Source organism: Nocardia sp. 852002-51101_SCH5132738 (assembly GCF_001665695.1).
Classification (GTDB): Bacteria; Actinomycetota; Actinomycetes; order Mycobacteriales; family Mycobacteriaceae; genus Nocardia; species Nocardia nova.
Genome location: NZ_LZML01000179.1, coordinates 16,196 through 37,584 on the forward strand (window position 1 = coordinate 16,196; position 21,389 = coordinate 37,584).

At 67.5% G+C, this 21,389-nt stretch carries 23 protein-coding genes; 8 read left to right on the top strand and 15 right to left on the bottom strand.

Going from position 1 to position 21,389, the window contains the following annotated elements; translation table 11 throughout:
• Positions 1 to 47 precede the first annotated feature (47 nt).
• From A5789_RS26565 to A5789_RS26585, 5 genes are all read right to left on the bottom strand, one after another.
• Complete coding sequence (locus tag A5789_RS26565) at positions 48 to 680, bottom strand: TetR/AcrR family transcriptional regulator (protein ID WP_064902857.1); 633 nt, start codon at positions 678 to 680, stop codon at positions 48 to 50.
• A 151-nt stretch (positions 681 to 831) separates the two neighbouring features.
• Positions 832 to 1,290: a FadR/GntR family transcriptional regulator gene (locus A5789_RS26570; protein ID WP_064902858.1), complete on the bottom strand. Its 459-nt coding sequence runs from the start codon at positions 1,288 to 1,290 to the stop codon at positions 832 to 834.
• Complete coding sequence (locus A5789_RS37475; RefSeq protein ID WP_064902859.1) at positions 1,284 to 1,769, bottom strand: hypothetical protein; 486 nt, start codon at positions 1,767 to 1,769, stop codon at positions 1,284 to 1,286. The genes A5789_RS26570 and A5789_RS37475 overlap by 7 nt, the downstream gene beginning before the upstream one ends.
• Before the next feature lie 209 nt (positions 1,770 to 1,978).
• Entirely contained in the window at positions 1,979 to 2,893 is a 915-nt protein-coding gene (locus A5789_RS26580) for an alpha/beta fold hydrolase (protein ID WP_193615555.1), read from the bottom strand.
• A 64-nt stretch (positions 2,894 to 2,957) separates the two neighbouring features.
• A complete protein-coding gene (locus A5789_RS26585) occupies positions 2,958 to 3,851 on the bottom strand; it encodes an oxygenase MpaB family protein (protein ID WP_064902861.1) in 894 nt (297 codons plus the stop codon).
• Positions 3,852 to 3,895: 44 nt separating this feature from the next.
• Here A5789_RS26585 and A5789_RS26590 point away from each other — a divergent pair, with 44 nt between their 5' ends.
• Together A5789_RS26590 and A5789_RS26595 are read left to right on the top strand one after the other, a co-directional pair.
• Complete coding sequence (locus A5789_RS26590) at positions 3,896 to 4,543, top strand: TetR/AcrR family transcriptional regulator (protein WP_064902862.1); 648 nt, start codon at positions 3,896 to 3,898, stop codon at positions 4,541 to 4,543.
• Positions 4,544 to 4,670: 127 nt separating this feature from the next.
• Positions 4,671 to 5,633, top strand: coding sequence for a triacylglycerol lipase (locus tag A5789_RS26595; protein ID WP_064902863.1), 963 nt, complete (start codon positions 4,671 to 4,673; stop codon positions 5,631 to 5,633).
• A gap of 303 nt (positions 5,634 to 5,936) precedes the next feature.
• Here the strand turns inward: A5789_RS26595 and A5789_RS36955 are convergent, their stop codons facing one another.
• The 5 genes from A5789_RS36955 to A5789_RS26615 form a co-directional block, all read right to left on the bottom strand.
• Complete coding sequence (locus A5789_RS36955) at positions 5,937 to 6,710, bottom strand: hypothetical protein (RefSeq protein WP_155525809.1); 774 nt, start codon at positions 6,708 to 6,710, stop codon at positions 5,937 to 5,939.
• A gap of 77 nt (positions 6,711 to 6,787) precedes the next feature.
• Positions 6,788 to 7,075 (bottom strand): hypothetical protein, encoded by a 288-nt coding sequence (locus A5789_RS26600; protein WP_064902864.1) that lies wholly within the window; start codon positions 7,073 to 7,075, stop codon positions 6,788 to 6,790.
• A gap of 518 nt (positions 7,076 to 7,593) precedes the next feature.
• Positions 7,594 to 9,138 carry an AMP-binding protein gene (locus A5789_RS26605; protein WP_064902865.1) on the bottom strand — a complete coding sequence of 515 codons (1,545 nt, stop codon included), beginning with the start codon at positions 9,136 to 9,138 and terminating at the stop codon, positions 7,594 to 7,596.
• Positions 9,139 to 9,146: 8 nt separating this feature from the next.
• Positions 9,147 to 10,274 (bottom strand): DUF5938 domain-containing protein, encoded by a 1,128-nt coding sequence (locus A5789_RS26610; RefSeq protein WP_064902866.1) that lies wholly within the window; start codon positions 10,272 to 10,274, stop codon positions 9,147 to 9,149.
• A gap of 63 nt (positions 10,275 to 10,337) precedes the next feature.
• Positions 10,338 to 11,141: an SDR family NAD(P)-dependent oxidoreductase gene (locus tag A5789_RS26615; RefSeq protein WP_030518069.1), complete on the bottom strand. Its 804-nt coding sequence runs from the start codon at positions 11,139 to 11,141 to the stop codon at positions 10,338 to 10,340.
• Positions 11,142 to 11,368: 227 nt separating this feature from the next.
• Here A5789_RS26615 and A5789_RS26620 point away from each other — a divergent pair, with 227 nt between their 5' ends.
• A complete protein-coding gene (locus tag A5789_RS26620) occupies positions 11,369 to 12,037 on the top strand; it encodes a TetR/AcrR family transcriptional regulator (RefSeq protein ID WP_063013575.1) in 669 nt (222 codons plus the stop codon).
• A 106-nt stretch (positions 12,038 to 12,143) separates the two neighbouring features.
• Here A5789_RS26620 and A5789_RS26625 read toward each other — a convergent pair whose 3' ends face one another.
• Positions 12,144 to 13,037, bottom strand: a complete 894-nt coding sequence (locus A5789_RS26625) for an alpha/beta fold hydrolase (protein ID WP_064902867.1) — start codon at positions 13,035 to 13,037, stop codon at positions 12,144 to 12,146.
• Between the two features lie 177 nt (positions 13,038 to 13,214).
• Here A5789_RS26625 and A5789_RS26630 point away from each other — a divergent pair, with 177 nt between their 5' ends.
• Entirely contained in the window at positions 13,215 to 13,520 is a 306-nt protein-coding gene (locus A5789_RS26630) for a hypothetical protein (RefSeq protein WP_064902868.1), read from the top strand.
• An 84-nt stretch (positions 13,521 to 13,604) separates the two neighbouring features.
• Here A5789_RS26630 and A5789_RS26635 read toward each other — a convergent pair whose 3' ends face one another.
• Positions 13,605 to 13,955 carry a helix-turn-helix domain-containing protein gene (locus A5789_RS26635; RefSeq protein WP_064902869.1) on the bottom strand — a complete coding sequence of 117 codons (351 nt, stop codon included), beginning with the start codon at positions 13,953 to 13,955 and terminating at the stop codon, positions 13,605 to 13,607.
• 143 nt (positions 13,956 to 14,098) lie between these two features.
• Here A5789_RS26635 and A5789_RS26640 point away from each other — a divergent pair, with 143 nt between their 5' ends.
• Entirely contained in the window at positions 14,099 to 14,962 is an 864-nt protein-coding gene (locus tag A5789_RS26640; RefSeq protein ID WP_064902870.1) for an NAD(P)-dependent oxidoreductase, read from the top strand.
• 21 nt (positions 14,963 to 14,983) lie between these two features.
• On the opposite strand, the gene A5789_RS26645 is transcribed toward A5789_RS26640, so the two are convergent.
• The gene (locus A5789_RS26645; RefSeq protein ID WP_155525808.1) at positions 14,984 to 15,553 is read right to left on the bottom strand and encodes a hypothetical protein; all 570 of its coding nucleotides are present in this window, start codon (positions 15,551 to 15,553) and stop codon (positions 14,984 to 14,986) included.
• Positions 15,550 to 16,494, bottom strand: coding sequence for a LuxR C-terminal-related transcriptional regulator (locus A5789_RS26650; protein ID WP_064902872.1), 945 nt, complete (start codon positions 16,492 to 16,494; stop codon positions 15,550 to 15,552). The genes A5789_RS26645 and A5789_RS26650 overlap by 4 nt, the downstream gene beginning before the upstream one ends.
• Positions 16,495 to 16,622: 128 nt before the next feature.
• On the opposite strand from A5789_RS26650, the gene A5789_RS26655 reads away from it, so the two are divergent.
• Together A5789_RS26655 and A5789_RS26660 are read left to right on the top strand one after the other, a co-directional pair.
• Positions 16,623 to 18,062, top strand: a complete 1,440-nt coding sequence (locus tag A5789_RS26655) for an amidase (RefSeq protein ID WP_064902873.1) — start codon at positions 16,623 to 16,625, stop codon at positions 18,060 to 18,062.
• Positions 18,063 to 18,110: 48 nt separating this feature from the next.
• Positions 18,111 to 19,349 carry a triacylglycerol lipase gene (locus A5789_RS26660; RefSeq protein ID WP_064902874.1) on the top strand — a complete coding sequence of 413 codons (1,239 nt, stop codon included), beginning with the start codon at positions 18,111 to 18,113 and terminating at the stop codon, positions 19,347 to 19,349.
• Positions 19,350 to 19,367: 18 nt separating this feature from the next.
• On the opposite strand, the gene A5789_RS26665 is transcribed toward A5789_RS26660, so the two are convergent.
• A complete protein-coding gene (locus A5789_RS26665; RefSeq protein ID WP_064902875.1) occupies positions 19,368 to 19,841 on the bottom strand; it encodes a hypothetical protein in 474 nt (157 codons plus the stop codon).
• Between the two features lie 287 nt (positions 19,842 to 20,128).
• Here A5789_RS26665 and pstS point away from each other — a divergent pair, with 287 nt between their 5' ends.
• A complete protein-coding gene (gene pstS, locus A5789_RS26670; protein ID WP_030518087.1) occupies positions 20,129 to 21,250 on the top strand; it encodes a phosphate ABC transporter substrate-binding protein PstS in 1,122 nt (373 codons plus the stop codon).
• The last annotated feature ends 139 nt before the right edge of the window (positions 21,251 to 21,389 follow it).

Genomic DNA, 21,389 nt, shown 5'->3' on the forward strand with positions numbered 1-21,389 from the left:
GGCGATTCTCGTGGGGGGCGCGGTGCCGGCGGCGTTCCGGCTCGGTATCAGCCGCCTTCCGGCACCGGCGCAACGGTCAGAAAGGACAGCATGGTTCGCGCGAACCGGCGCACTCCGTCCTCGGTGGCGGTGGCCGTGCCCAGGGCGGGAGTGAGCCACACGCTGCCGAAGAAACGGACGATCATCTCGGCGGCCACCTCGGTGTCGAAGACGACCCCGGCGCGCCGGGCGGTGAGGTCGAGCTCGTTACCGACCGACGTGATCAGCATGTCCGCGATCTGCGGGTCGTTCAGCAACGGCAGTCCGGCCTTGTCGTCGACGAGCCGTCGTGCCACGGGATGAGTGCGCACGACCCGAATCGCCTCCACTATCCATTCGACAGCCCGGTCGAGCGGATCCTCGATCGCGTCGATCGCCGCGTGGAACGCCTCGACGATGTGACCGAGTTCCCAGGCGAAGGCCCGCTGGACGAGTTCCTCTTTGGTCGCGAAGCGACGGAAGACGGTGGCACGTCCGACTCCGGCCGACGCGGCCACATCGGCGACGGTCATGCGTTCCAGACCGTGATGGCTCAGGCACCCGATCGTGGCTTCGAGGATGGCGGCGTCGGTCGCGTCCACCTCGACGGACTGGCCGACGAGGGCGCCCATCAGCAGCGAACGAACCGGCGTGAGACTCATAGTTCAAGAACAGTATCACCGCTACGATGAGGCGGGAAGAGAATGCATTTATCACTCTCAAATCGCTTCTTTGCGGCACACGAATCGGACAAAAACGGCCGATGAATCCGTCGGCTACGCCGCCCGCAGATTCACCGGCCGAGGCCGCATATCAGCCGAAGAGATCGATTACCGGAGTATTCTCCGCATCGCTGGAGAAGAAGTAGGTCGCGGCGACTTCCATATGCTTGCGCCAATGTCTTTCGACGGCATCACCGTCACCCGCCTCGATGAGCTTTATGGTCTTGGCGAAGGAACGCAAGGTCTTCCCGAAGCGTTCGGGCATATTCCCTTTCTTGCCCAGCTCCTTCGCCAGTGACTGCTGGACATGGGTGTCGACGATATCGGCGAGGACCGCGCCCTGGACGGCCAGCGTCTTGTTCCCGCACCGCTGCATGATCAGCTCGTGGAAGCGATAACTCGCCGAGGACCAGGTGGATACGTCGGGAATCGCCTCGAAGCCGGCCTCGACGATCGCACGCAATCGGTCGAGCACCGTCTGCAGATCGGCGAGATCTTGTTCGGTCCGCCGCTCGGCGAGCATCCGGGCACAGACCGGTTCGGTCACCATCCGCGCCTCGTAGACATCCCGAATCGTGGTGCCCTGCAACTGGAGTAGCAAACCGACGTGACGCGCGGCCACCATGGGATCGGGTTCGAGTACACGCGCGCCGCCACGGGAACCACGGCGCACGACGTGCCGTACGCGATCGACGGCGCGTTCCGACCGAAGATCCGCAAGGCCCGCAGCGCCTTCTCGATGTCTCCCGCCAGCAGTGCACGAATGGCCCGACGCGGGACCAACGGGGTGGTGGTCGTCGAATTGCTTCCGAACACTACAACTTTCGCCTCATCCGCACCCGCCAGCGCCGAGCGCCAACCATCGAGCAGTTCGACAACGCCGAAGTAGTTCACCTCGAAGATCAGCCGCGGCCGGTCCGTCCCCGGCGCCGGCCCGACCCCCGCCGCGAGGATCGCGCCGTCGAGGCGCCCGTCCACCTCCGCGAGCACACCGTCGATCGCGGCGCGGCGCCCGGCCGCTGTCGACAATCGGCGAGCACTTGTGCGTCCTTCAATCGACGCCGACCACCGTATGGCCCCGCTCGCGCAACTGCTCCGCCGCCGCCCGGCCCATTCCGGACGCCGCCCCCGTCACCACTTACACACCCACCGCATTACCTGCTCCATTGTCCCGAGGCTCGATCGCAGACTCGACCCGGCGGCGGCCGGCCCGCACGTCACCGGTGCCGGACAGTGATTTATCCGACGACCCACTCGTCGAGTCCATCACGTCGCGGCGCAACGGATTCGCCCGGGTAGGCGGCGAGTTCACGCAATGCCGCGGTGATCTCGTCGGCACACTCGAGCGGCCCGCAATGTCCGGTGTCGAATTCGCGGAGTTCGATCAGCCGGGGCAGCGCCGAGGCGATCACCCGCGACCGGGCGGGCGGGGCGATCTTGTCCCTACTGCCGGCGATGACCAGGGTGGGGACGGTGAGCGAGCTCGGATCGAGCACGGTTACGAGATTCACCAGCATGGCTCCGTAGCCACCTCGGCCGCGCGCGGATGTGGCGGCGATCATGCGATCCAGCTCGCGTCCGACGCGCTGCGCGGCGACCGGCGCGAGCGCGATGTAGGACAGCATGCGCCGGCGCACCGGCATCCGGCGCGGCAGCGGAAGCCCGGCCAGCGGCACAACCGTGCGCGCCACGCGGAGGCGGGCGCCGAGTAGCCGTTGCGGGCCACGCAGGAATATCACGTTGTCGAGGATCTCGCCGGGCGTGGTGTTCACCAGGGCGACCGCGCGGGTACGGACGGCGACCTCGTCCGGATACCGGTTCGCCCAAGCCATGACGGCGATACCACCGAGGGAGTGTCCGGCGAGCACAGCGGGACGGTCGGCCGGGACGGTGGCGGACAGCACCGCATGTAGATCGTCGGCGAGGTGATCGAGGGTGTAGCGGCCACGACGCGGCGATTCGCTGCGACCGTGCCCGCGATGGTCGAAGGCCACCACTCGATACTCGCCGGACAACGCCGCGATCTGGTTACGCCAGAAGCCCAGCGCGCACAGCACGCCGTGCGCGAGCACGATCGTGGGCGCGCCCGCGGGGCCGTGGATCTCCACATGTATCCGAGCGCCGTCGGCGCTGCGGACCTGCCGCTCCTCCACTCGGCCGGGAGCGGAGACGGCAGGCGCGGACCGATGTCGCGAGTCCGCGGGCCGGCCCGCCCGACTACGCCGCGACCGCACGGTGTGCCTGTCGCGCGCGCCGCACGGCGCGTCGCGCCTGCGGGACCTGCCGGACGATCCGCGGCAGCCGCGGTAGGACGGTGCGCGAGAGTGCGGCCAAGGCGCCGAACGTGATTCGCCGGCCGCCCGTCCACCGCACCCCGAGCAGATCGCGCAGTTCGGGCGTCAGCAGGCCGGCGGTGATCAGTGTCAGCACCCGGCCCGCGATCGGACGCACGGTGTAGTTCCAGACCATCGCGTGGCGCAGCACCGGGATCATCGGCGGCGGTTTCGGGCTACCGACCACGGCCAGCACCCGGTCGGTGATGTCGGACCGTTCCAGCGTCGTGGCCGTCATCCGGTCGAACCAAGCGCAGAACGCGGCCCAGTCGGGAGGCATATCCTGCGCACGTACGCCGTAAAGCCTGCCGACCCGGCGCATTTCCAGGTAGAACTGTTCGACCTCGCCGGGCCGCCACCCGCGCCCCAGCACTTTCTGCTGGGTGTACACGCCGTGCACCAGGCTGGCGTGCACCCAGTGGAAGGCCTCCGGATTCAGCGAACTCCAGCGCGAACCATCGGGGTTGCGCCCCTTGATGTTCCGATGCAGATCGCGCAGTTTCCGGGCGGTGGCCAAGGCATCGTCCTGCCCGTAGACGACGCCCATGATCATGTCCAGCGTCCGTTCGGCGCGACCGTACGGATCGGACTCGAACACCGAGAATTCCCGGACCCCGGTGGCGACCACCGGATGGGCGACGTCGATCAGCAGACGGCGCGAGGCGCCCAGCACGAACGTCATTTCGCCGAACACCGACCATGCCACCGAGTCCGGCCCCAAGGGCACGAGCTCCTCGTCCGCTGCCGGCCGCTCCAGCGCAGCCTCCGCCTCACTCATGAGACTATTGGTAGCACGAAAGTCTCAGGTGGGACAATGGGCGAATGCCTCGCTCCTCCGTTCCGCTGACAAGCCTGTTCGGCCGCGCGATCGGAAAGGCTGTCAGCCATGCCCCCGTCGGCCCCGAGGTCGCGCGGGTGTACGAGGCGGCACTGCGAGCACTCGCCGAACGCGGCACTCAGGCGGCGACGATGGACGATGTCGCGGCCCGCTCCGGAATGAGCCGCGCCACCCTGTTCCGGCGATTCGGCGGGCGCGACGCGCTTTTCGAGGAGGCCGTCGCGCACACGCTGCACGGCTTCCTCGCGCAGATCACCTCGACATTCCTCACCGTCACCGATCCCACCGAGCGGATCGCCGAAGCTTTCGTCGCCTGTCTGCGCCTGCGCCGGCAACTTGTCGCGAACGACACCGGCACGCCGCACAGCGCCGAACTGCTCACCATGCTCACCGCCGGCGATCCGTCCCCGATGGAGATCGGGCACCGTTTCATCGTCGCCCGCATCCACGCCGGCCAGGCCGAGGGCACCCTGCCGCCCGGCGATCCCGACCTGCGGGCCGACGCGATCATCCGGCTCACGATGGGGTATCTCCTGCTGCCGCCCGCCGGCCACGACCTCGACGACGATGACGTGGCCCGCGACCTCGCCCGGCGCGTGATCGCCCCCATCGTCACCACCCCGATGCCCTGACCGGGCTCATTCAGCCTTTCCATCGAAAGCCACCACGGCGCGTGCGCCCCGCACGTAACATTCTGGCTCCGCACGTTGCCAGATGCGGCTTCAGCACGTGGACAAGACTTTTCGGAGGATCAGAGGGATGCGGACGCTCGTCAGAGGGTTATGGACAACGGTGGTGGCGCTACTGGCAGCGGCGGCGATGGCACCGAATGCGGGGGCGGAACCCTCCTATCCGGTGCAGTGGGATTTCCGGGCCGCCATCCCGACAATGCTCGATCAGACACTCGACGCGCACTGGCATCCGGCAGGTGCCAACGACCCGAACTGCCGACTCACCCCGCAGCACCCGAACCCCGTGGTCCTGCTCAACGCCACCGCCACCACCCAGTGGGCATACAACGCCGGCGCGCCGTATCTCGCCGATAACGGCTACTGCGTCTACACCTTCAATTACGGCAACATCACGCCGCTCCCATCCTCGCCGGTGCAGGGACTGGCCGACATCCGTAGTTCGGCCGAGGAGGTCGCACGCCAGGTCGACCGCATCCTGGACCAGACCGGAGCACACAAGGTCGACCTGGTCGGATGGTCACAGGGCGGCGGACTGCTCCCGCACTACTACATCGACTTCCTCGGCGGAGACACCAAGGTCGACAAGATGATCGGCCTCGCACCCGGCAATCACGGTTCGACCGGCGACATGCTCACCTACGTCCGCTATTTCATCCCGCCGTTCGGCGAGATGGCGTACCAGATCTTCGCCGCCCTCCTGCCCGCCTTCGCACAGCAGACCCAGTATTCGGATCTGGTCCAGCAGGTATACGGCAACGGCGATACCCGGCCGGGCCCGCACTACACGACGATCGTCTCCAAATACGATGAGATCGCCACCCCCTACACCAACGGCTTCCTCGACGGACCGAATGTCACGAATATCCTTCTGCAGGACGGCTGCCCGCAGGATCTGTCCGAGCACCTCGCCATCGCCTACAGCGAACGCGCCTGGCGCTACGTGAAAAACGCCCTCACCCCCGCCGAAGCCGAACCCGTGCCCTGCATGCAGGTCGACCCGTTCTACCCCGGAATGAGCGCGGGTCGCTGAGCGTCCACGGGTAGTACCCGGGTCGGCGCCGCCTCGTCATCGACCGTCCGGTGTCCGGCATCGACATGTCAGCCGAGGCGGCGCCACAGCCCGTACATGGATTACCGGGCAGCGCAACGCAACTCGGCGCGGACCGGGTCCACACACCCCCTGATGGCGCGACACGACCGAACCACGCCTCCAGCGGCGATCAACGTGGTCGACGAGTGCCCCGCGCCCGGCGACCGACAGTCGGCAGGCATCTGCCCCGCCGTCGAAGAAGCGAATTGCGGAGGTGGAACGGGCCGATGAGATATTGCGTACTCAGTACGTTCTGGCCGACGACAGGCGTGCGAGCTGATTCCGGAAGCTTCCCCGAAGGGCAGTCTCCGTGAACTCCGAGCGGACTGCGGGATCTCTGGCTACTCGGGTCTCCCAATGGAGACGAGCATCGTTCTTGGAGATCTTCTTCGCTCCATGCCCGGGAAGGGCCCGGTACGCGCCGGGTTGAGGGACGGGGCGGTGCATGAATGCCCAGCCGCCGGTCCAATCGATCCGCAACTGCAGGCGCGCACCGGGATAGAAGTCGAGCAGCCACCCTCGTCCGGTCAGCAGTGATCGCTCGCGGGACGGGACCTGCCGCGCGCGGCAGGTTGCCGCAATTTCAGGCGCGAGGCGGTCGAGAGCAATGATCACGTCGTGCCATGCCACAGGCACATCGGTCTCCGACGCAGACTTGTTCGATTGCGGCTCTGTTTTCGGTGTCTGCCAGGGAAGCCGCTGTCCGATCCCCACGGATGAAAACGCTCGCACGACTACCGCCATTTCTGCAACCGACGACACCGCGGAAACCAGGGGCGAACCGCTCTGTCCGGTCGATCGCGGTATCGGTGATGTCGCGCGTAGCCACACATACGAGAGCCCAGCCGGGCGTCGGCCGATAGTCCTGCCTGAACCGCCACCGGTGCGTACGTGAGATGTAAACGAGGCCGCGGGGTAGCCGAGCGGCGAGCGGAAGGAGTTCGACGCGAGTACATGGCGATGGCGCAGCAGCTGAGAGACCTTCTCGACGACCCGGGGCGTGGTCGCCATCGACACCACGGATCACCCTGCGGCGACATCACGCGGCCGTCACCGACGTGCGCATTTTCGCGGCGCAGGCTCGCCGCGCGAGGTCAGTCGTTGCGGAATTGTTCTGCCCGCTGATGCAGGCGCTCGGCGAAGGTGTCCGTCCACGCCGTGCTCCCGGAATCCTCACCGGAATCCGTGCGGCTGCGCCGCGGCGGCGGACCGGCGGGATCGGGACGCAGATCGCGGCGCGAGCGGGCGTGCAGCGTGACCAGCCGCACCGCCCAATCGAGATAGTCGGGCACGCTCATGCCCGCCTGATCGGCGGCCTCGCACAACGCGTCCCAGTCGGTGTCGTCCAGCGCCACCGATACTGTGATCTCCCTGCTCGCCATACCCGTCCACGGTAGACCTGCCGGGAAAACCCCGACGCGACACGAGCCGCACAGTATTCGCGACAGATGTTGCGGCTAAGTTGCCGATATGGTTCTCGCGCTCGACCCACCCGTGGTCGCCTCCGCGACCGACACCGGCCTGATCCTCGACTCGTCGGCATCACCATCGCCGACCCCCTCGGCCGCGGCGAGCCCCAGCTGCGACTACGCGACGGGACCACGATCATCCTGCCCGTATCACTCCGCGACTGGGCGATGACGATGCTCGTCACCCACCATCACCGCGCCGACGCCGAAGTCCCGGTTTTCCCCTGCCGCATCGAGTTCGGCGTCCGCGATGGCCACATGTATGCTCGCCCACTATCCGTCGACGAACACCACGACGTGCCGTAGTCACCACATGGTCGAAGGTCACTGCCTGCGAGCTCGGGTTCGGGCCACGGCCGTTGAGCCATTGCACATGTCGGGCCCGCGATGCGTACCTCACACCCCCAGTACGTCGGCCGTGTCGAATGGGCTCACGGTGTCCGCATCTCCAGCATCTTCGCGCGGACCTCGTTCTTGAGGATCTTGCCCACCTTCGAGCGAGGCAGCTCATTCCAGATCTCGATGTCCTTGGGCGCCTTCACACTTCCGATCCGTTGCTTGACGAAGGCGATGATGTCGTCGCCTGCGGTGTCGTGGCCGGCGCGGAGTTCGATTGCGGCGGTGACGCGTTCGCCCCACTTGGCATCGGGGAGGCCGACCACCGCCGAATCCTTGACCGCGGGATGTGCCGACAGGGCCTGCTCCACTTCCGCCGAATAGACGTTGAACCCGCCGGTGATGATCATGTCCTTCGCACGGTCGACCACGAACAGGAAGCCGTCGTCGTCCAGATAACCGATATCACCCGTGTGATGCCATCCGAAGGCGCTGCCCTCCGCTGTCGCCGTGGGGTTTTCGTGATAGCCGTCCATCACCAGCGGTCCGCGGACGACGATCTCGCCGCGCTCTCCGCGCGGAAGCAGTGTGCCCACCGCGTCCATGATGGCGACGGTGGTCAACGGCGTCGGCCGGCCCGCCGACGTGAGACGCTCGGTCGCCACCGATCCGTCCGGGCGGAAGTGGTCGGCCGGTGCCAGCGTGGCGATCATGTTCGGGGCCTCGGTCTGCCCGAACAGCTGACCGAGAACGGGTCCGATCCGATGCAGGGCCTCTTCGAGCCGGGTCGGCGACATGGGAGCCGCGCCGTACCACAGGCAGCGCAGTGATCCGAGGTCGCGGCTGTCGAGGTCGGGATGGTCGAGGACGCCGTAGACAACGGTCGGCGGGAGGAAGGCGTGGGTAATGCGATGCCGCTCGATCGACGCGAGGAATTCGCCGATGTCGGGCGCCGGCATGATCACGACTTCGCCGCCGAGGCTCAGGATCGGAAAGGTCAGCACGCCGGCGGAATGCGTCAACGGCGCGAGCGCGAGGTAGCGCGGCCGGTCGCCGAACGGGTAGCTCATCAACGTCAGCGCCGTCGAGGTCATCATGTTGTCCTCGGTGAGCCGCACACCCTTCGGCCGCCCCGTGGTGCCACCGGTGCCGGCCAGCATGCACAGGCCGCCCTCCGGCCGGCGCGTCTCGTCGGGTTGCGCGAGATGCTCGGCGAGCCAGTCGTCGTAGCGCATCGCCCACTCGAATTCGCCGTCGAGACAGACGAGCCATTCCAGGCGGGGCAGGTGGCCGCGGATCCGGTCGACGAGCCCGGCGAACTTCTCCTGGAAGAACAGCAGCCGGCATCCGAACAGGTCGAACAGCTGGCGGTTCTCGTCGGCCTCGTTGCGGGGATTGACCGGGCACCACACCGCGCCCGCCCGCGATATGCCGAATACGCAGGTGAGTGCGAGGGGGTCGTTGGCCGACAGCACCGCCACCCGGTCGCCCGCCTCGATCCCGGTGTGCTGCAGCGCACCCGCGATGCGGACGGATCGATCCTGGACCTCGCCGTAGCTGGCGGTCACGCCGCCGGTCGTGAGGCAGGGTTCCCCACGACCGAGCGACGCACCTTTGTCGAGATAATCTGCGAGACGCATCGTGGACCTCAGCGGTGCACGCTGACGATGGGATCGAGCACGAGCCCGAACGCGCGTAGCGTCCCGAGCAGTTCCCGGTGCCCGAAAGCCTGGCAGCTGGAAGCGAATCCGACGCGCCGCGGTGGGCCCTGCAGCAGTTCGGCGGCGGCGTGCGCGTTGAGCAGGGCCGTCTGCTTGTAGTTGCAGTTGCCGTGGATCACGCAGTGTGCGCGCCCGAGCGGACCGGAGGCGTACACCGAGTCCAAAGAGGTGTTGATCCGGGGGTTCTCCCGCGGCGGCATCTCGCTGCGAATCGCTGCCGACTGCTCGTCGATGATCCGGTACTTCTCCTCCTCCGACTTACCTTCCATCTGCTGCAACGCCGCGGCCACCAACACCGGAACACCCTGCATCAGTGGACGATTGAACACGCCACCCAGCGCGCGGGCGTTGGCGACGCGTGGATCGTTCTTGAACCACACCGGGTGTGAGGTGCCGCCCCAGGGCAGCGCCAGGCCGAGTTCGTGCTGTCCCGGCACGCTGACGGTGTAGAGCCCCTCCTCGGGAGGCCATTCGACGTACTCGTTCTGTTCCAGGTAGTACGCCTTGGCGAAGGCCGCGTTGGTGAGGATGGTGTTGGTCGAGGCCACGGTGGGATGGCCCTTCCAGAACACCTGGATGTCGAGGGTGTCGAGGCCGGGATTCTCCAGGCAGATGTTCGCGGCGATCTCACCGATCGAGTACATTTGCGCCAAGCCGGGCGTGAGAAGCAGTCCGCGCGAGGCGAAGTCGGCGCTGTACCGGTCTTGCGCGTCGATCATCCAGTTCTGCTCACCGTTGGTGTCGGTGTAGTGGGCGTCGATCTCCAAGCAGGCTTGCACTGCTTCGTGGCCGTAGCGAGCGAAGGGACCGACGGTGTTGAGCACGACATCCGCGCCTCGGAATGCCTCGGCCAGTGCGGCGGTGGTGTGCTCGACCTCGACGATCTCGTGGTCGACGGTGTCGATGCCCGGCACGGCCTCGACGGCGGCCTTGACGCGACCGTGGTCGCGACCGGCGGCGAGGAACGGAATGTTGTACTCGCGCAAATACTCACAGATAAGGCGACCGGTGTAACCGGAGGCACCGTAGACGACGACGCGCTTGTCGGTGGGCATGGCTGGACTCCTCTGAAGGTGGGGGGTGTCGGTGAAAGCTGTTGCGACGGTCGAAGATCCGGGCTACATCCCCATGCCTCCGTCGACGGGGAGGCCCGCTCCGGTGATGAATTTCGCCGCGTCCGAGACGAGGAAGACGACGGCGTCGGCCATATCGTCGACCTGGCCGAGGCGGCCGAGCGGCGTCAGCTCGGCGACGGCTTGCGCGGCGGCCTCGGGAGAGGGGAAGAGCCCGAGTTCGGCGCAGTCGACGGCGAGTTTGTTGCCCATGGCGGTCGGGGTCAGCGCCGGGTAGATGCAGTTGACCCGCACCCCGTAGCCGAGTTTGCCGGATTCGGCCGCGGCGACCCTGGTGAGGCGGTCGATGCCGGATTTTGTCGCCGAGTACATGCTGATGCCCGGGAACGCGATCGTCGCCGCCACCGACGCGATGTTGACCACCGCTCCCCCGTTGCCCGCCACACCGCCGGGGCGCATGGCGCGAAAGGCGTGCTTGATACCGAGGGCGGTGCCCAGCAGGTTGATCTCCATCATCTTCGATGTCGCTACGGGGTCGAGATCGACCAGCAGGTTCGTGACCTCGACGCCCGCGTTGTTCACGACGATGTCCAGTCCGCCCAGCGCCTGCACCGTGGTGGTGGTCGCGGCCTCCCACGCGGCGTCGTCGGTGACGTCGAACGCGATGAATTCGGCTTTCGCCCCTGCCTTCCGCAGCGCCTCGACGGCTTGCCGGCCGCCCTCGACGTCGATGTCGCCGATCGCCACCGAGGCGCCCGCCGCCGCGAGCGCTCGAGCCATGCCGGCCCCCAGGCCCTGTGCCCCGCCGGTCACCAGTGCGGTGCGTCCGGCCAGGTTGTAGCTCGTCATATCGATACCTCTTCGTCGAGATCCGCAAGCGTCGCGAACTTGCGAGCGTGATGTGGGAGACAGTCATCAGTCGATGTGTCGCAGGCCACAGTAAACAGAAATCTTGACACTCGTCAAGACTTTTCTTGACAGACGTCAAGACTTCCTTGGACACTCGTCAAAAGGACGCCGCACGGGCACCGCTACACTCACAGGACAGATATGACGTGACCCGGACAGGACTCAACGTGACGCAGGTCGCCGACCCCAAAGCCCGCGTGGAAGAACGCGCCCGCGACAAGTTCCAGGCGCGGCGCAACGAGCTGGCCAGGGCCACTCTGCACACGCTGGCCGAACTCGGTTACGCGCGCACGAGCCTGCGCGAGATCGCACAGAATTCCGAGTACTCGCACGGCGTACTCCACTACTACTTCACCGACAAACTCGACCTGATCGCCCACGCCGTACGCCAATACGAGGCCGTCTGCGTCACCCGCTACGACGAGGTCTGCGCGGCGGCCGAGAGTGCCGAGCAGCTGCGTACCGAGTTCGCCGCGACCTTCTTCGGGACCCTCCAGGCCGACGCGGCGATACACCGGCTCTGGTACGACCTGCGCAACCAGAGCCTGTTCGACGACTCGTTCCGCGCCGACGTCCTCGACATCGAGGCCCGCCGGGAGGAGATGATCTGGCGGGTCGTCTCACGCTACTGCGAACTTTCCGGCACGGAACCGGCGCTGACGCCCGCCACCGTCTACGTCACCATCGACGGGATCTTTCAGCGCACACTGCTGCACCACATCGCCGGCCGCGCAGCCGAAATCGACCGAGCCCGCGACCAGCTCGACGCGGTGTTCGCCCTACTGAGCGCACCGACCGGCCGAAACCGGAACGACGCGCCCTCACCACCGAAGTGAGACGGAACCGGCAATCCCACACTCCCCCGATCTCCGAATGAAGTAGCGCTCTGCGAGCCGAAAGGTTCTCGGTCCGTTGCGCTTTCGAGGGCGTGGGGGCCGGTTGTCATGGTTGGGCGAAGAACTCGCGGAGAGAGGGGGCGACGGCGGTGGGGTTGCCGCCGCCGTTGGTCTGGCTGGGGTCGGCGGGTGAGCCGTGGTCCAGGCCGGGCAGCGTCACGCGCCGGTTGTGCGGGAGGGTGGCGGCGAGGTCGTCGAGGGCGGGCATGAGGAAGCGCGGGCCCTTCTTCGTACCGGACATCAACAGCACGTCCTGGTCGATGTTCGCGAAAGTGGTTAGGTTGCCTGCCATTTGGCCCAGAATGACGCAATCCCAGCGCAGAGTGGGGGCGAGCGCGCGCATGGTCACGTCGCCGGGGCCGGATTTCTTGTCCTCGGCGGACATGGCCTTGTCGGTGAGGGCGGCGAGCAGGCCGCGGGGCATGACACGCATCGCCGCGGGGGCCAGATCGAAGCCGTACATGCAGGTGATCAGGGCCGCGCCGACCTTACCGGCGGCCATTTCCCGGTCGAAGCGGGGCAGCCAGTCGGTGTAGCGGGTCTCGTCGGCGCGTAGCAGGGCGGGCTCATAGAGGGCGATCTTGCGGATCTGCGGCAGAGTGCGGGCCGCCTCCAGGACGATCAGGCCACTGGAGCTGATGCCGAAGACCATGTCGGCGCCGGATTCCTGCACGACGGCGGCGAGATCGGCGACCTCCGTGCGAATTCCGTGGTCGGGCCGATGCGGCCCCGAGGCGCCGCGGCCACGACGGTCGGGCAGGTAGACGGTGAATTCGTCGGCCAGGGCCAGGGCGAGGCCGGTCAGGCTGCGCCCGGACTGGTTGCTGCCGTGCAGCAGGACCAGCGCCGGTCCGCGTCCGACGCGCAGATAGCCGATACGGGTGCCGTCCTCGGAGCGGACGGCACCGGGGGTCAATTCGGTGGCGAGCGAAGCGTTCATATCTCGAATAGTGTCACAGAGACTAGTGTCTTTGCAACTAGTCTTACTAGTTTCTTCGAAACTAGTTTCCTGGGCGCTTTCCATGTCGTGGATTCAGCAGACCTAACAGGAAAAACCCGGCGCCGACACGAGCCGCACACCGTGATCGCGGACAGGTGTCGCGACTAAGTTGCCGATATGGCTCTCGCGCTCGACCCACCCGTGGTCGCCTCCGCGACCGACACCGGCCTGATCCTCGACGTCGTCAGCATCACCATCGCCGACCCCCTCGGCCGCGGCGAACCCCACCTGCGACTACGCGACGGCACCACGATCGCACTGCCTGTACCGCTGCGCGACTGGGCGATGACGATGCTCGTCACGCACCACCACCGCGCCGGCGACGAAGTCCCGATCTTCCCTTGCCGCATCGAGTTCGGCGTCCGCGACGGCCACATGTACGCCCGACCCCTATCCCCCGCCGAACAGCACGACGCGCAGTAGCGGGATCGACGCCACCCACGGTCCGGTCGCCGCCACGGCGGCCGCCTTACGCCACGGCTCGTTCGTCACCGCCCAGCGTCCGGGTCAGCCGTGGACTCGCGATGCGCCGATCCGGTCGATACGGGCGCGCCCCCACGCTCCGAGCGGTGCCAAGGCGGCATTCAGCGCCGAACCCAGTTCGGTGAGTTCGTATTCCACGCGCGGCGGAACCTCCGGGAAGACGTTGCGGGCGATGATGTCGTCTTCCTCGAGTTCGCGCAGATGCTGGATGAGCATCTTCTCCGAGACACCGGGCAGCCCCCGGCGGAGTTCCCCGAATCGGCGGACGCCGTGCGCTTCCAGCTCCCAGAGGATGAGCGGTTTCCACTTGCCGCCGAGCACGTCCATGGCGGCGTCGATGCCGCAGAAGTATGGTCCGGATCTCTTCGCGCCCATCGGCACCCTCGCTACCTGTTCACACACCTGCTGGTAAGTATCCGACCGAATAGTAGGTACTTGTCGAATGAACGGCCTTGCCGCAGGGTTGATTCCAGCGCGCTGACCACAACGTTTCCCAGTTTCCAAGGAGTTGATCCGCAATGGCGGAACAGACGACAGTGACGGTTCTCGGGCTCGGCGCGATGGGCCGCGCACTGGCCGCGGCGTTCGTGCGAGGCGGCCACCCGACAACGGTGTGGAACCGGACCGCGGGCAAGGATGCCGACCTGATCGCCTCGGGCGCCACCCGCGCATCCTCGATCATCGACGCGGTGCGGGCGAGCGATGTCATCGTGACCGTGCTGCTCGACCATGCCTCGGTCCATGCCACGCTGGACCCGGTTGCCGGACAGCTACGGGGGCGGCAGCTGATCAATCTCACCAGTACCGCACCCGAAGAGGCCCGGGAGCTGGGCCGCTGGGCCGCCGCTCACGGCATCGACCATCTCGACGGCGGCATCATGGCGGTCCCGCAGATGATCGGCGGGCCGGGCTCGTCGGTTCTCTACAGCGGATCCCGCGCGGTATTCGACGCGCATCGCGTAGCTCTCGAATTGCTCGGCACCGCGGAATATTTCGGCGCGGACGCCGGTCTCGCCTCGCTGTACGACTTCGCCCTGCTGGCCGGGATGTACACGATGTTCACCGGATTCCTGCATGGTGCGGCCATGGTAGCCTCGGCCGGGCAGTCGGTCGCGGCGTTCTCCGATCGGGCCGCCGCATGGGCCAGTGCCATGTCGCAATCGCTGCCCGAGTACGGACGGATCATCGAATCCGGGGATTACACCACCGATCGGCAACATCTGGCCTTCCAGAAGGCGGCGCTGGACGCGATCGTGCGCGCCAGCCGCGATGCCGGCGTCGCCCTCGATATGGTCGCGCCGGTCAAGAATCTGATCGACCGCCAGGTCGCCGATGGGCACGGGGCACTGGCGTTCGCGCGAACCTTCGAAGAACTGCGATGAAATGGCTCGCCGGCGAGCTACTCACTGCGTTCGCGCCGGCGACAGGCGCGCGATCTGGTTCCGGAAGCTTTCCCGAAGAGCGGCTTCTGTGAAATCCGAACGGGCGGCGGGATCTCTGGCGACTCTGCTCTCCCAATGGAGACGAGCATCGTTCTTGGAGATCCTCTTCGCTCCATGCCCGGGAAGGGCCCGGTACGCGCCGGGTTGAGGGACGGGGCGGTGCATGAATGCCCAGCCGCCGGTCCAATCGATCCGCAACTGCAGGCGCGCACCGGGATAGAAGTCGAGCAGCCACCCTCGTCCGGTCAGCAGTGATCGCTCGAGGGACGGGACCTGCCGCGCGCGGCAGGTCGCCGCGATTTCAGGCGCGAGGCGGTCCAGGGCGACGATCACGTCCTGCCATGTCACAGGCGCGTCCGTCTCCGGCGCAGACTTGTTCGATTCCGGCTCTGCTTCCGGTGTCTGCCAGCGAATCCGCTGTCCGATCCCCACGGATGAACAGGTTCGCACGACTACCACCTTCCTGCAAGCGAGCAGGTTCGAAGTGGGGATCATGGAATAGGCCGGGGCAAATTGCCTGTTGATGGTCACGCGGAACGGCACAGCCCGAGGCGTGTCGCGTAGACGGCCGCGGCGGTCCGGTTGGACGATCCCGTGCGGCGCAGGATCGCCTCCACGTGGGTGGCGACCGTCGATGCGCCGATCCGCAGGGTGCGGGCGATCTCGGTGTTGGCCGCACCGTGCGAAAGCAGTTCCAGCACTTCGAGTTCCCGCAGCGTCAGTCCCGCCGGCGGCGGCACGGGGCGGTGCCGGACGAGGGTGCCACCGCGGACCGCGTCCAGGCGGACCTCGTGCACTTGCGCGCCGTGGATCACCGTCACCGCCGCAGGCCGGTCACGACCGATCAGGGCGGCGGCCAGGTCCGTGCGGGCGCCCGCGGTCAACGGGCGTGGGGTGCCGTCGCGATCGATGAGCAGGGCCTCCTCGCCCGCGCCGATCGCGATGGCGCCGCCGTTCGTCGGGCGCAGCGGATCGACCGCGGCGGCGAGCACGTCGGAGACCAGGGTGGTCAGCGGCAGGGTGTGCTCGTCGAGCGGGGTGTAGGTACTCAGGTTCAGCAAGCCGAGGTAGCGGCCGTGCGGGGAGTACAGGCAGTGGCTGAGCCCGTCGCGAAAGCCGTTGCGCCGGATGACGTCGAAGACGACGCCGCGCCGTCGCCGCCCGTCCACGTCGTGCAGCAGTACCGGGAGTCTGGTCTCGCGCAGTTCGTCGTACAGCTCCATGGCCGGCATGGCGTCGTTGATCAGGTCCAACGTCGGGGTGCTGTAGCCGAAATTGGTGTAGGTGGTGTGCTCGCCGGTCACCGGGTCCGGGATCGACAGCGCGGCATGGTCGTAGGGCACCACGCGGCGCAGCGCGAACAGCAGACGGCCGGCCTGCTGTTTGAGGGGTTCGCCCCCGGGTGATCCGGCCGCCGCGTCCCGGAGTTCGAGCGCGGCGGCGAGACGCGCACGCACCGCCGACTCGCTCATGCGGTCATGGTAGGTGCGCGGCTAGCGACTTGTCCGCGATTGCGCCTCCGCAATTCTGCCGATACGCGCTGTGATGTTCGCTCCTACCCTTCGCCCATCCTGCCCGCGAAGCACGAGGAGAAAATCGCATGGATGTCGCCGAATACGCCGCACACGACGCCACCGGCCTGGCGGAGCTGATCCGCGACGGTCAGGTCAGCGCGGCCGAGGTCTGGACGGCCGCCGCGACCGCCCTGGACGCGGTCGAGCCCGAACTGGCCGCCGTGGCGGGCGAGCGCTTCGACAAACCGCTCGACTACGACGAGTCCGGTCCGTTCGCCGGTGTGCCGTTCGCGCTCAAGGACCTCATCGCACACGCGGGCGGGGTGCCGAGCCGCAGCGGCAGCAGGCTGTTCGGTGCGGGTGTCGCCCACCCGGAGGACACCCATCTGGTGGCGCGGTTCCGCCGCGCGGGCTTGGCGATCGGCGCGATCACCCGCAGCCCGGAGTTCGGGTTCAATGCCACCACCGAAGCCCTCGCCTACGGCGGACCGAGCCGCAACCCCTGGGCCACCGACCGCAGCCCCGGCGGTTCCAGCGGCGCCTCGGCGGCGCTGGTCGCCGGCGGCGCGCTGCCGATGGCGCACGCCAACGACGGCGGCGGTTCGATCCGCATCCCCGCCGCCGCGTGCGGTGTGGTCGGCCTCAAGCCGAGCCGAGGGCGGACCACACCCGGCCCGGACTTCGCCGACCCGCTGCTGGGGCTCGGCATCGAATTCGCCGTCACCCGCACCGTGCGCGACAGCGCGCGGCTGCTCGACGCGGTGCACGGCGCCGAGCCCGGCGATCGCTATCTGCTGCCCGGCCCGGTGCGCAGCTACGCCGAGCACGCCGCCGCCGGTTCGCGCCCACTGCGAATCGCCGTCACCGCGACCCCGATGGACGGTGGTCGCGCCGTCGCCCCGGAATGCGTGGCCGCGGTAAAGCACGTAGCCGAGCGATTGGCCGAGATGGGGCACATCGTCGAGGAGGCCGCGCCGGAACTCGATGTGGCGGCCTTAGACAAGGCCAACCTCGACGCGTGGTGCAGTTTCCTCGCCGACGCCGTCCTGGGTGCCTCGGCGCAGCTGGGCGTGCAGGCGAGCCGGGAGCACCTGGAGGCGACCACGCTGGCGTGCGTCGAATACGGAAAGACGCTGTCCGCCTTCGACATCTACGCCGCCGACCGGGTGTTCAACCAGACCACCCGCGCGGTCGCGGGCTTCCTCACCCGCTACGACGTGCTGCTGACGCCCACGACCAGCGCGCCACCGATCCCGCTGGGTCACCTCGACGCCGATGACGCCTCGCTGAGCGCCCGCGAGTGGTACGACCGCATCTTCGACTACGGCAGCTTCACCGCGCTGTTCAACGTCACCGGTATGCCCGCCATCTCGCTGCCGCTGGCCGAATCCGCGGCGGGGTTGCCGATCGGAGTCCAGTTCGCCGGCCGCCACGGCGACGAGGCCACGCTGCTGGCGCTGGCCGGGGATCTCGAGCGCGCCATGCCGTGGGCGGACCGCCGTCCGCCCGTGCACGCGGGGCGGTAGCAATCACGGCAGCTGACCAATTTCAGTGGACAGTCATACACTGAATGGGTGAGCGATCGGCAGGAGGAGATCGAGGCGCTCGCCCGATTGGCCGGCGATGAACTAGGCGGTGCCGTCGATGGGATCGCCGCCGTACATCGCGCCGTCTCCGATCACGTTTTCGCTGCCGTGCGGCTGGGGGTCGGCCCGGCCGCACGTCCGGCGCAGGTGGTACACGACACCATCGCCGACAACGTGTACCGGATCGTCAGCGGTTCCGCGGTGGCGGCGGGCACGCTCGCCGGACATGCCGCGACGTTCTCCGAGGTGCCCACCCCGTCGCGCACGGTTTTCGGCTCCGGCTTGCTCGCGGCCCTGCAGGGGTTGATCGGCGACACTCTCGCCCAGCAGCGGCCGATTCTGGCCGCGCCCATGGCATTTCGGTTCGACGGCGACCCGGTGGAGCCGGAACGGCTCGTGGAGCACATCACGAACCCGAGCAGTCGAGTCGTGATCTTCCTGCACGGTCTCGCGGAAACCGAACACGCGTGGCGTCTCGGCGGCAGACCGACCTACGCCGAACGACTCGAGGCCGATCTCGGCTGCACATCCCTTCAGGTGCGATACAACAGCGGTCTGCACATTTCCGAGAACGCCCAGCAACTGAACGACCTGTTACAGCGCCTCGCCGAGCACTGGCCGGTCGAGATCGAACAGTTGTCGCTGGTCGGCCATTCGATGGGCGGGCTCATCGCCCGCAGCGCGTGTTTCGACGCCGCCGAGCAGCGACGTTCCTGGGTACGGCACGTGGGCCAGCTGGTCTGCCTCGGGTCACCTCATCTGGGAGCACCGCTCGAGCAAATCGTCCATTACCTCTCCGCAGCACTGGTCCGCGTCCCGGAGACCCGCCCCTTCGGACGGCTCCTACGCCGCCGCAGTGCGGGCATCCGCGATCTGCGCGATGGTTCACTCGTCGATCAGGACTGGGACGGTGTGGACGCGGATGCGTTGCGCCGCAAAGCGATCCGCGAGATCCCACTCCTCGAGGGCGCCGATCACTACTTCGTCACCGCGACCATAACTCGCAGCCCGCGAAATCCCCTGGGCCACTTGATCGGGGACGGTCTGGTGCTGACCACGAGCGGTTCGGGCCGGAATCGCGCCCGCCGGATAGGTTTCGACGACGACAACGGTCTGCACCTACCCGGCGCGAATCATTTCACGCTACTCAATCACGAGGCAGTCTATGAGGCATTGACCCACTGGCTGCGCGGCGAGCGCGAACAGAAGTCGCTTCGTCCAGGCTGACTTCGCCCGTTCGACCGATCACGCGTCATGTCCCACATCGGGATTCGGCTCCCGTTGTTCGGACACGATCCAGCGACCGGTTGCCGGAACCGCGCACAGGATGAGGATCAGCAGGCTCACCGCGATCGGCATGTACAAGAAGGCGAAGCCTCTGTTGACAAGTTGCACCACGCTCCCGACCAGCGCCGCCCCCGACGCGAGGATCAACAGGACTCGGCCCGTCCTCATGTACATCAGCAGCAGGAATCCTCCGACAATCCAGGCCAGTCCGATGACAGCGGCGACGATGCCCATGGCGAGCAGGTCCGAGGATGGGCTGATCTCGGTCGGCGCTTCGCGGGCCTGGTCCTCGATTCCGGCGATCGTGTAGAGAACCCACAGGATTCCGGCGATGCCGGCGAGCAGGCCTACTATCAGCGCTGTGATGGCTGCGGCGATGGCCGTCGCACCATGTGGCGCAAACGACTCCGGGTTTGCCTGCGGATCTCTCACACCACCGCCCCCTCATCGTTTCGGGTGAGACTACCTCGCGGTGCCGAGAGCCACGTGCCGTCGTGCACCTCGATGTCGCCGCGCCAGGATTTCGGCTCGACCGCCGTGACCGCACGTCAGTGCGAGTTCACCGAGCGTTTGCCCGCCGCTGAGCCGGTGTGCATCCGGCTGCCCTAGTTTCTGGCAAGGGTGGCCCGGCTGCCGCCCGGCGTGCACGTTCCGCAGGAACGGCAGAGATATGCCGCACCGGGGACAACCGGTTGCGGCCGAGCAGGTCCGGAGGATCAGTGAACGTGAAGAAGAGCAGCGCGCTCCTCGGCGTCGTCGCCGCGGCGGGCGTCCTCGCGCTGAGCGCGTGCGGCAGCGACGACAATTCCGCGGCGCCCGGCGGCGCGGCGATCAGCAAGGTCAGCGTCGACTGCGGCGGCAAGAAGGCGCTGAAGGCCAGCGGCTCGTCTGCCCAGAAGAACGCGATGGACCGTTTCGTCACGGCCTATCAGACGAACTGCCCGGACCACAATCTCGACTACACCTCCAGTGGATCCGGTGCCGGTCTCAACGACTTCTTCGGCGGCCAGACCGATTTCGCCGGCTCGGACTCCCCGCTCGACGCGGCCAAGGGCGAGTACGACAAGGCGCAGGCCCGGTGTGGTTCGCCCGCGTGGAACCTGCCGACCGTGTACGGCCCCATCGCGATCACCTTCAACGTGCCCGGCGTCGACCACCTCGCCCTCGATGGGCCGACGGCGGCCAAGATCTTCAACGGTCAGATCACCAAGTGGAACGACCCGGCGATCGCGGCGCTCAACACCGCGAGCACACTCCCGGATCTGCCCGTTCACGTCGTATTCCGCAGCGACGAGTCGGGCACCAGCGACAACTTCCAGCACTACCTCGACGCGGCGTCGAAGGGCGCCTGGGGCAAGGGCGCGGGTAAGAGCTTCGCCGGTGGTGTCGGCGAGGGCGCCAAGGGCAACGAGGGCACGTCGGCGGCGATCGGTCGTACTCCCGGCTCGATCACCTACAACGAGTGGTCGTTCGCCAAGGCGCAGAACCTGCACATGGCGAGCATCGTCACCGACGCCGCGGGCGGCAAGCCGGTCGATCTGAGCGTCGACTCGGCACAGAAGGCGGTCGCCGGCGTCAAGGTCAAGGGTCAGGGCAACGATCTGGTGCTCGACACCAGCTCCTTCTACAACCCGACCGACCCGGGCGCCTACCCGATCATGCTGGCCACCTACGAGGTGGTGTGCTCGAAGTACTCCGACGCGAGCACCGCCACCGCGGTCAAGGCCTTCCTCACCTCGGCCACCGACAACGGCCAGACCGGTTTGGACACAAGCGGTTACATTCCGATCCCGGATTCGTTCAAGACCAAACTCGGCACGGCGATCAACGCCATCTCCTGACCGTCTTCCGCAAGACGAGTGTGCCCGTGGTCCCGGCCGGGGCCCACGGGCACACTCGCTTGCGGTGGGGCGCGAAGCCGGTGGGCGAAGGCCAGGGCGCGCGGGCGGGCCCCGGGGGGGCCGGGGGCGCCGCGCCCGC

What these genes read in the sequence shown, in the direction of transcription:
- A5789_RS26565 (WP_064902857.1), bottom strand. Translation starts at nt 680, where the DNA reads ATGAGTCTCACGCCGGTTCGTTCGCTGCTGATGGGCGCCCTCGTCGGC.
- A5789_RS26570 (WP_064902858.1), bottom strand. Translation starts at nt 1,290, where the DNA reads ATGGTGACCGAACCGGTCTGTGCCCGGATGCTCGCCGAGCGGCGGACC.
- A5789_RS26585 (WP_064902861.1), bottom strand. Translation starts at nt 3,851, where the DNA reads ATGAGTGAGGCGGAGGCTGCGCTGGAGCGGCCGGCAGCGGACGAGGAG.
- A5789_RS26590 (WP_064902862.1), top strand. Translation starts at nt 3,896, where the DNA reads ATGCCTCGCTCCTCCGTTCCGCTGACAAGCCTGTTCGGCCGCGCGATC.
- A5789_RS26595 (WP_064902863.1), top strand. Translation starts at nt 4,671, where the DNA reads ATGCGGACGCTCGTCAGAGGGTTATGGACAACGGTGGTGGCGCTACTG.
- A5789_RS26600 (WP_064902864.1), bottom strand. Translation starts at nt 7,075, where the DNA reads ATGGCGAGCAGGGAGATCACAGTATCGGTGGCGCTGGACGACACCGAC.
- A5789_RS26605 (WP_064902865.1), bottom strand. Translation starts at nt 9,138, where the DNA reads ATGCGTCTCGCAGATTATCTCGACAAAGGTGCGTCGCTCGGTCGTGGG.
- A5789_RS26610 (WP_064902866.1), bottom strand. Translation starts at nt 10,274, where the DNA reads ATGCCCACCGACAAGCGCGTCGTCGTCTACGGTGCCTCCGGTTACACC.
- A5789_RS26615 (WP_030518069.1), bottom strand. Translation starts at nt 11,141, where the DNA reads ATGACGAGCTACAACCTGGCCGGACGCACCGCACTGGTGACCGGCGGG.
- A5789_RS26625 (WP_064902867.1), bottom strand. Translation starts at nt 13,037, where the DNA reads ATGAACGCTTCGCTCGCCACCGAATTGACCCCCGGTGCCGTCCGCTCC.
- A5789_RS26630 (WP_064902868.1), top strand. Translation starts at nt 13,215, where the DNA reads ATGGCTCTCGCGCTCGACCCACCCGTGGTCGCCTCCGCGACCGACACC.
- A5789_RS26635 (WP_064902869.1), bottom strand. Translation starts at nt 13,955, where the DNA reads ATGGGCGCGAAGAGATCCGGACCATACTTCTGCGGCATCGACGCCGCC.
- A5789_RS26640 (WP_064902870.1), top strand. Translation starts at nt 14,099, where the DNA reads ATGGCGGAACAGACGACAGTGACGGTTCTCGGGCTCGGCGCGATGGGC.
- A5789_RS26650 (WP_064902872.1), bottom strand. Translation starts at nt 16,494, where the DNA reads ATGAGCGAGTCGGCGGTGCGTGCGCGTCTCGCCGCCGCGCTCGAACTC.
- A5789_RS26655 (WP_064902873.1), top strand. Translation starts at nt 16,623, where the DNA reads ATGGATGTCGCCGAATACGCCGCACACGACGCCACCGGCCTGGCGGAG.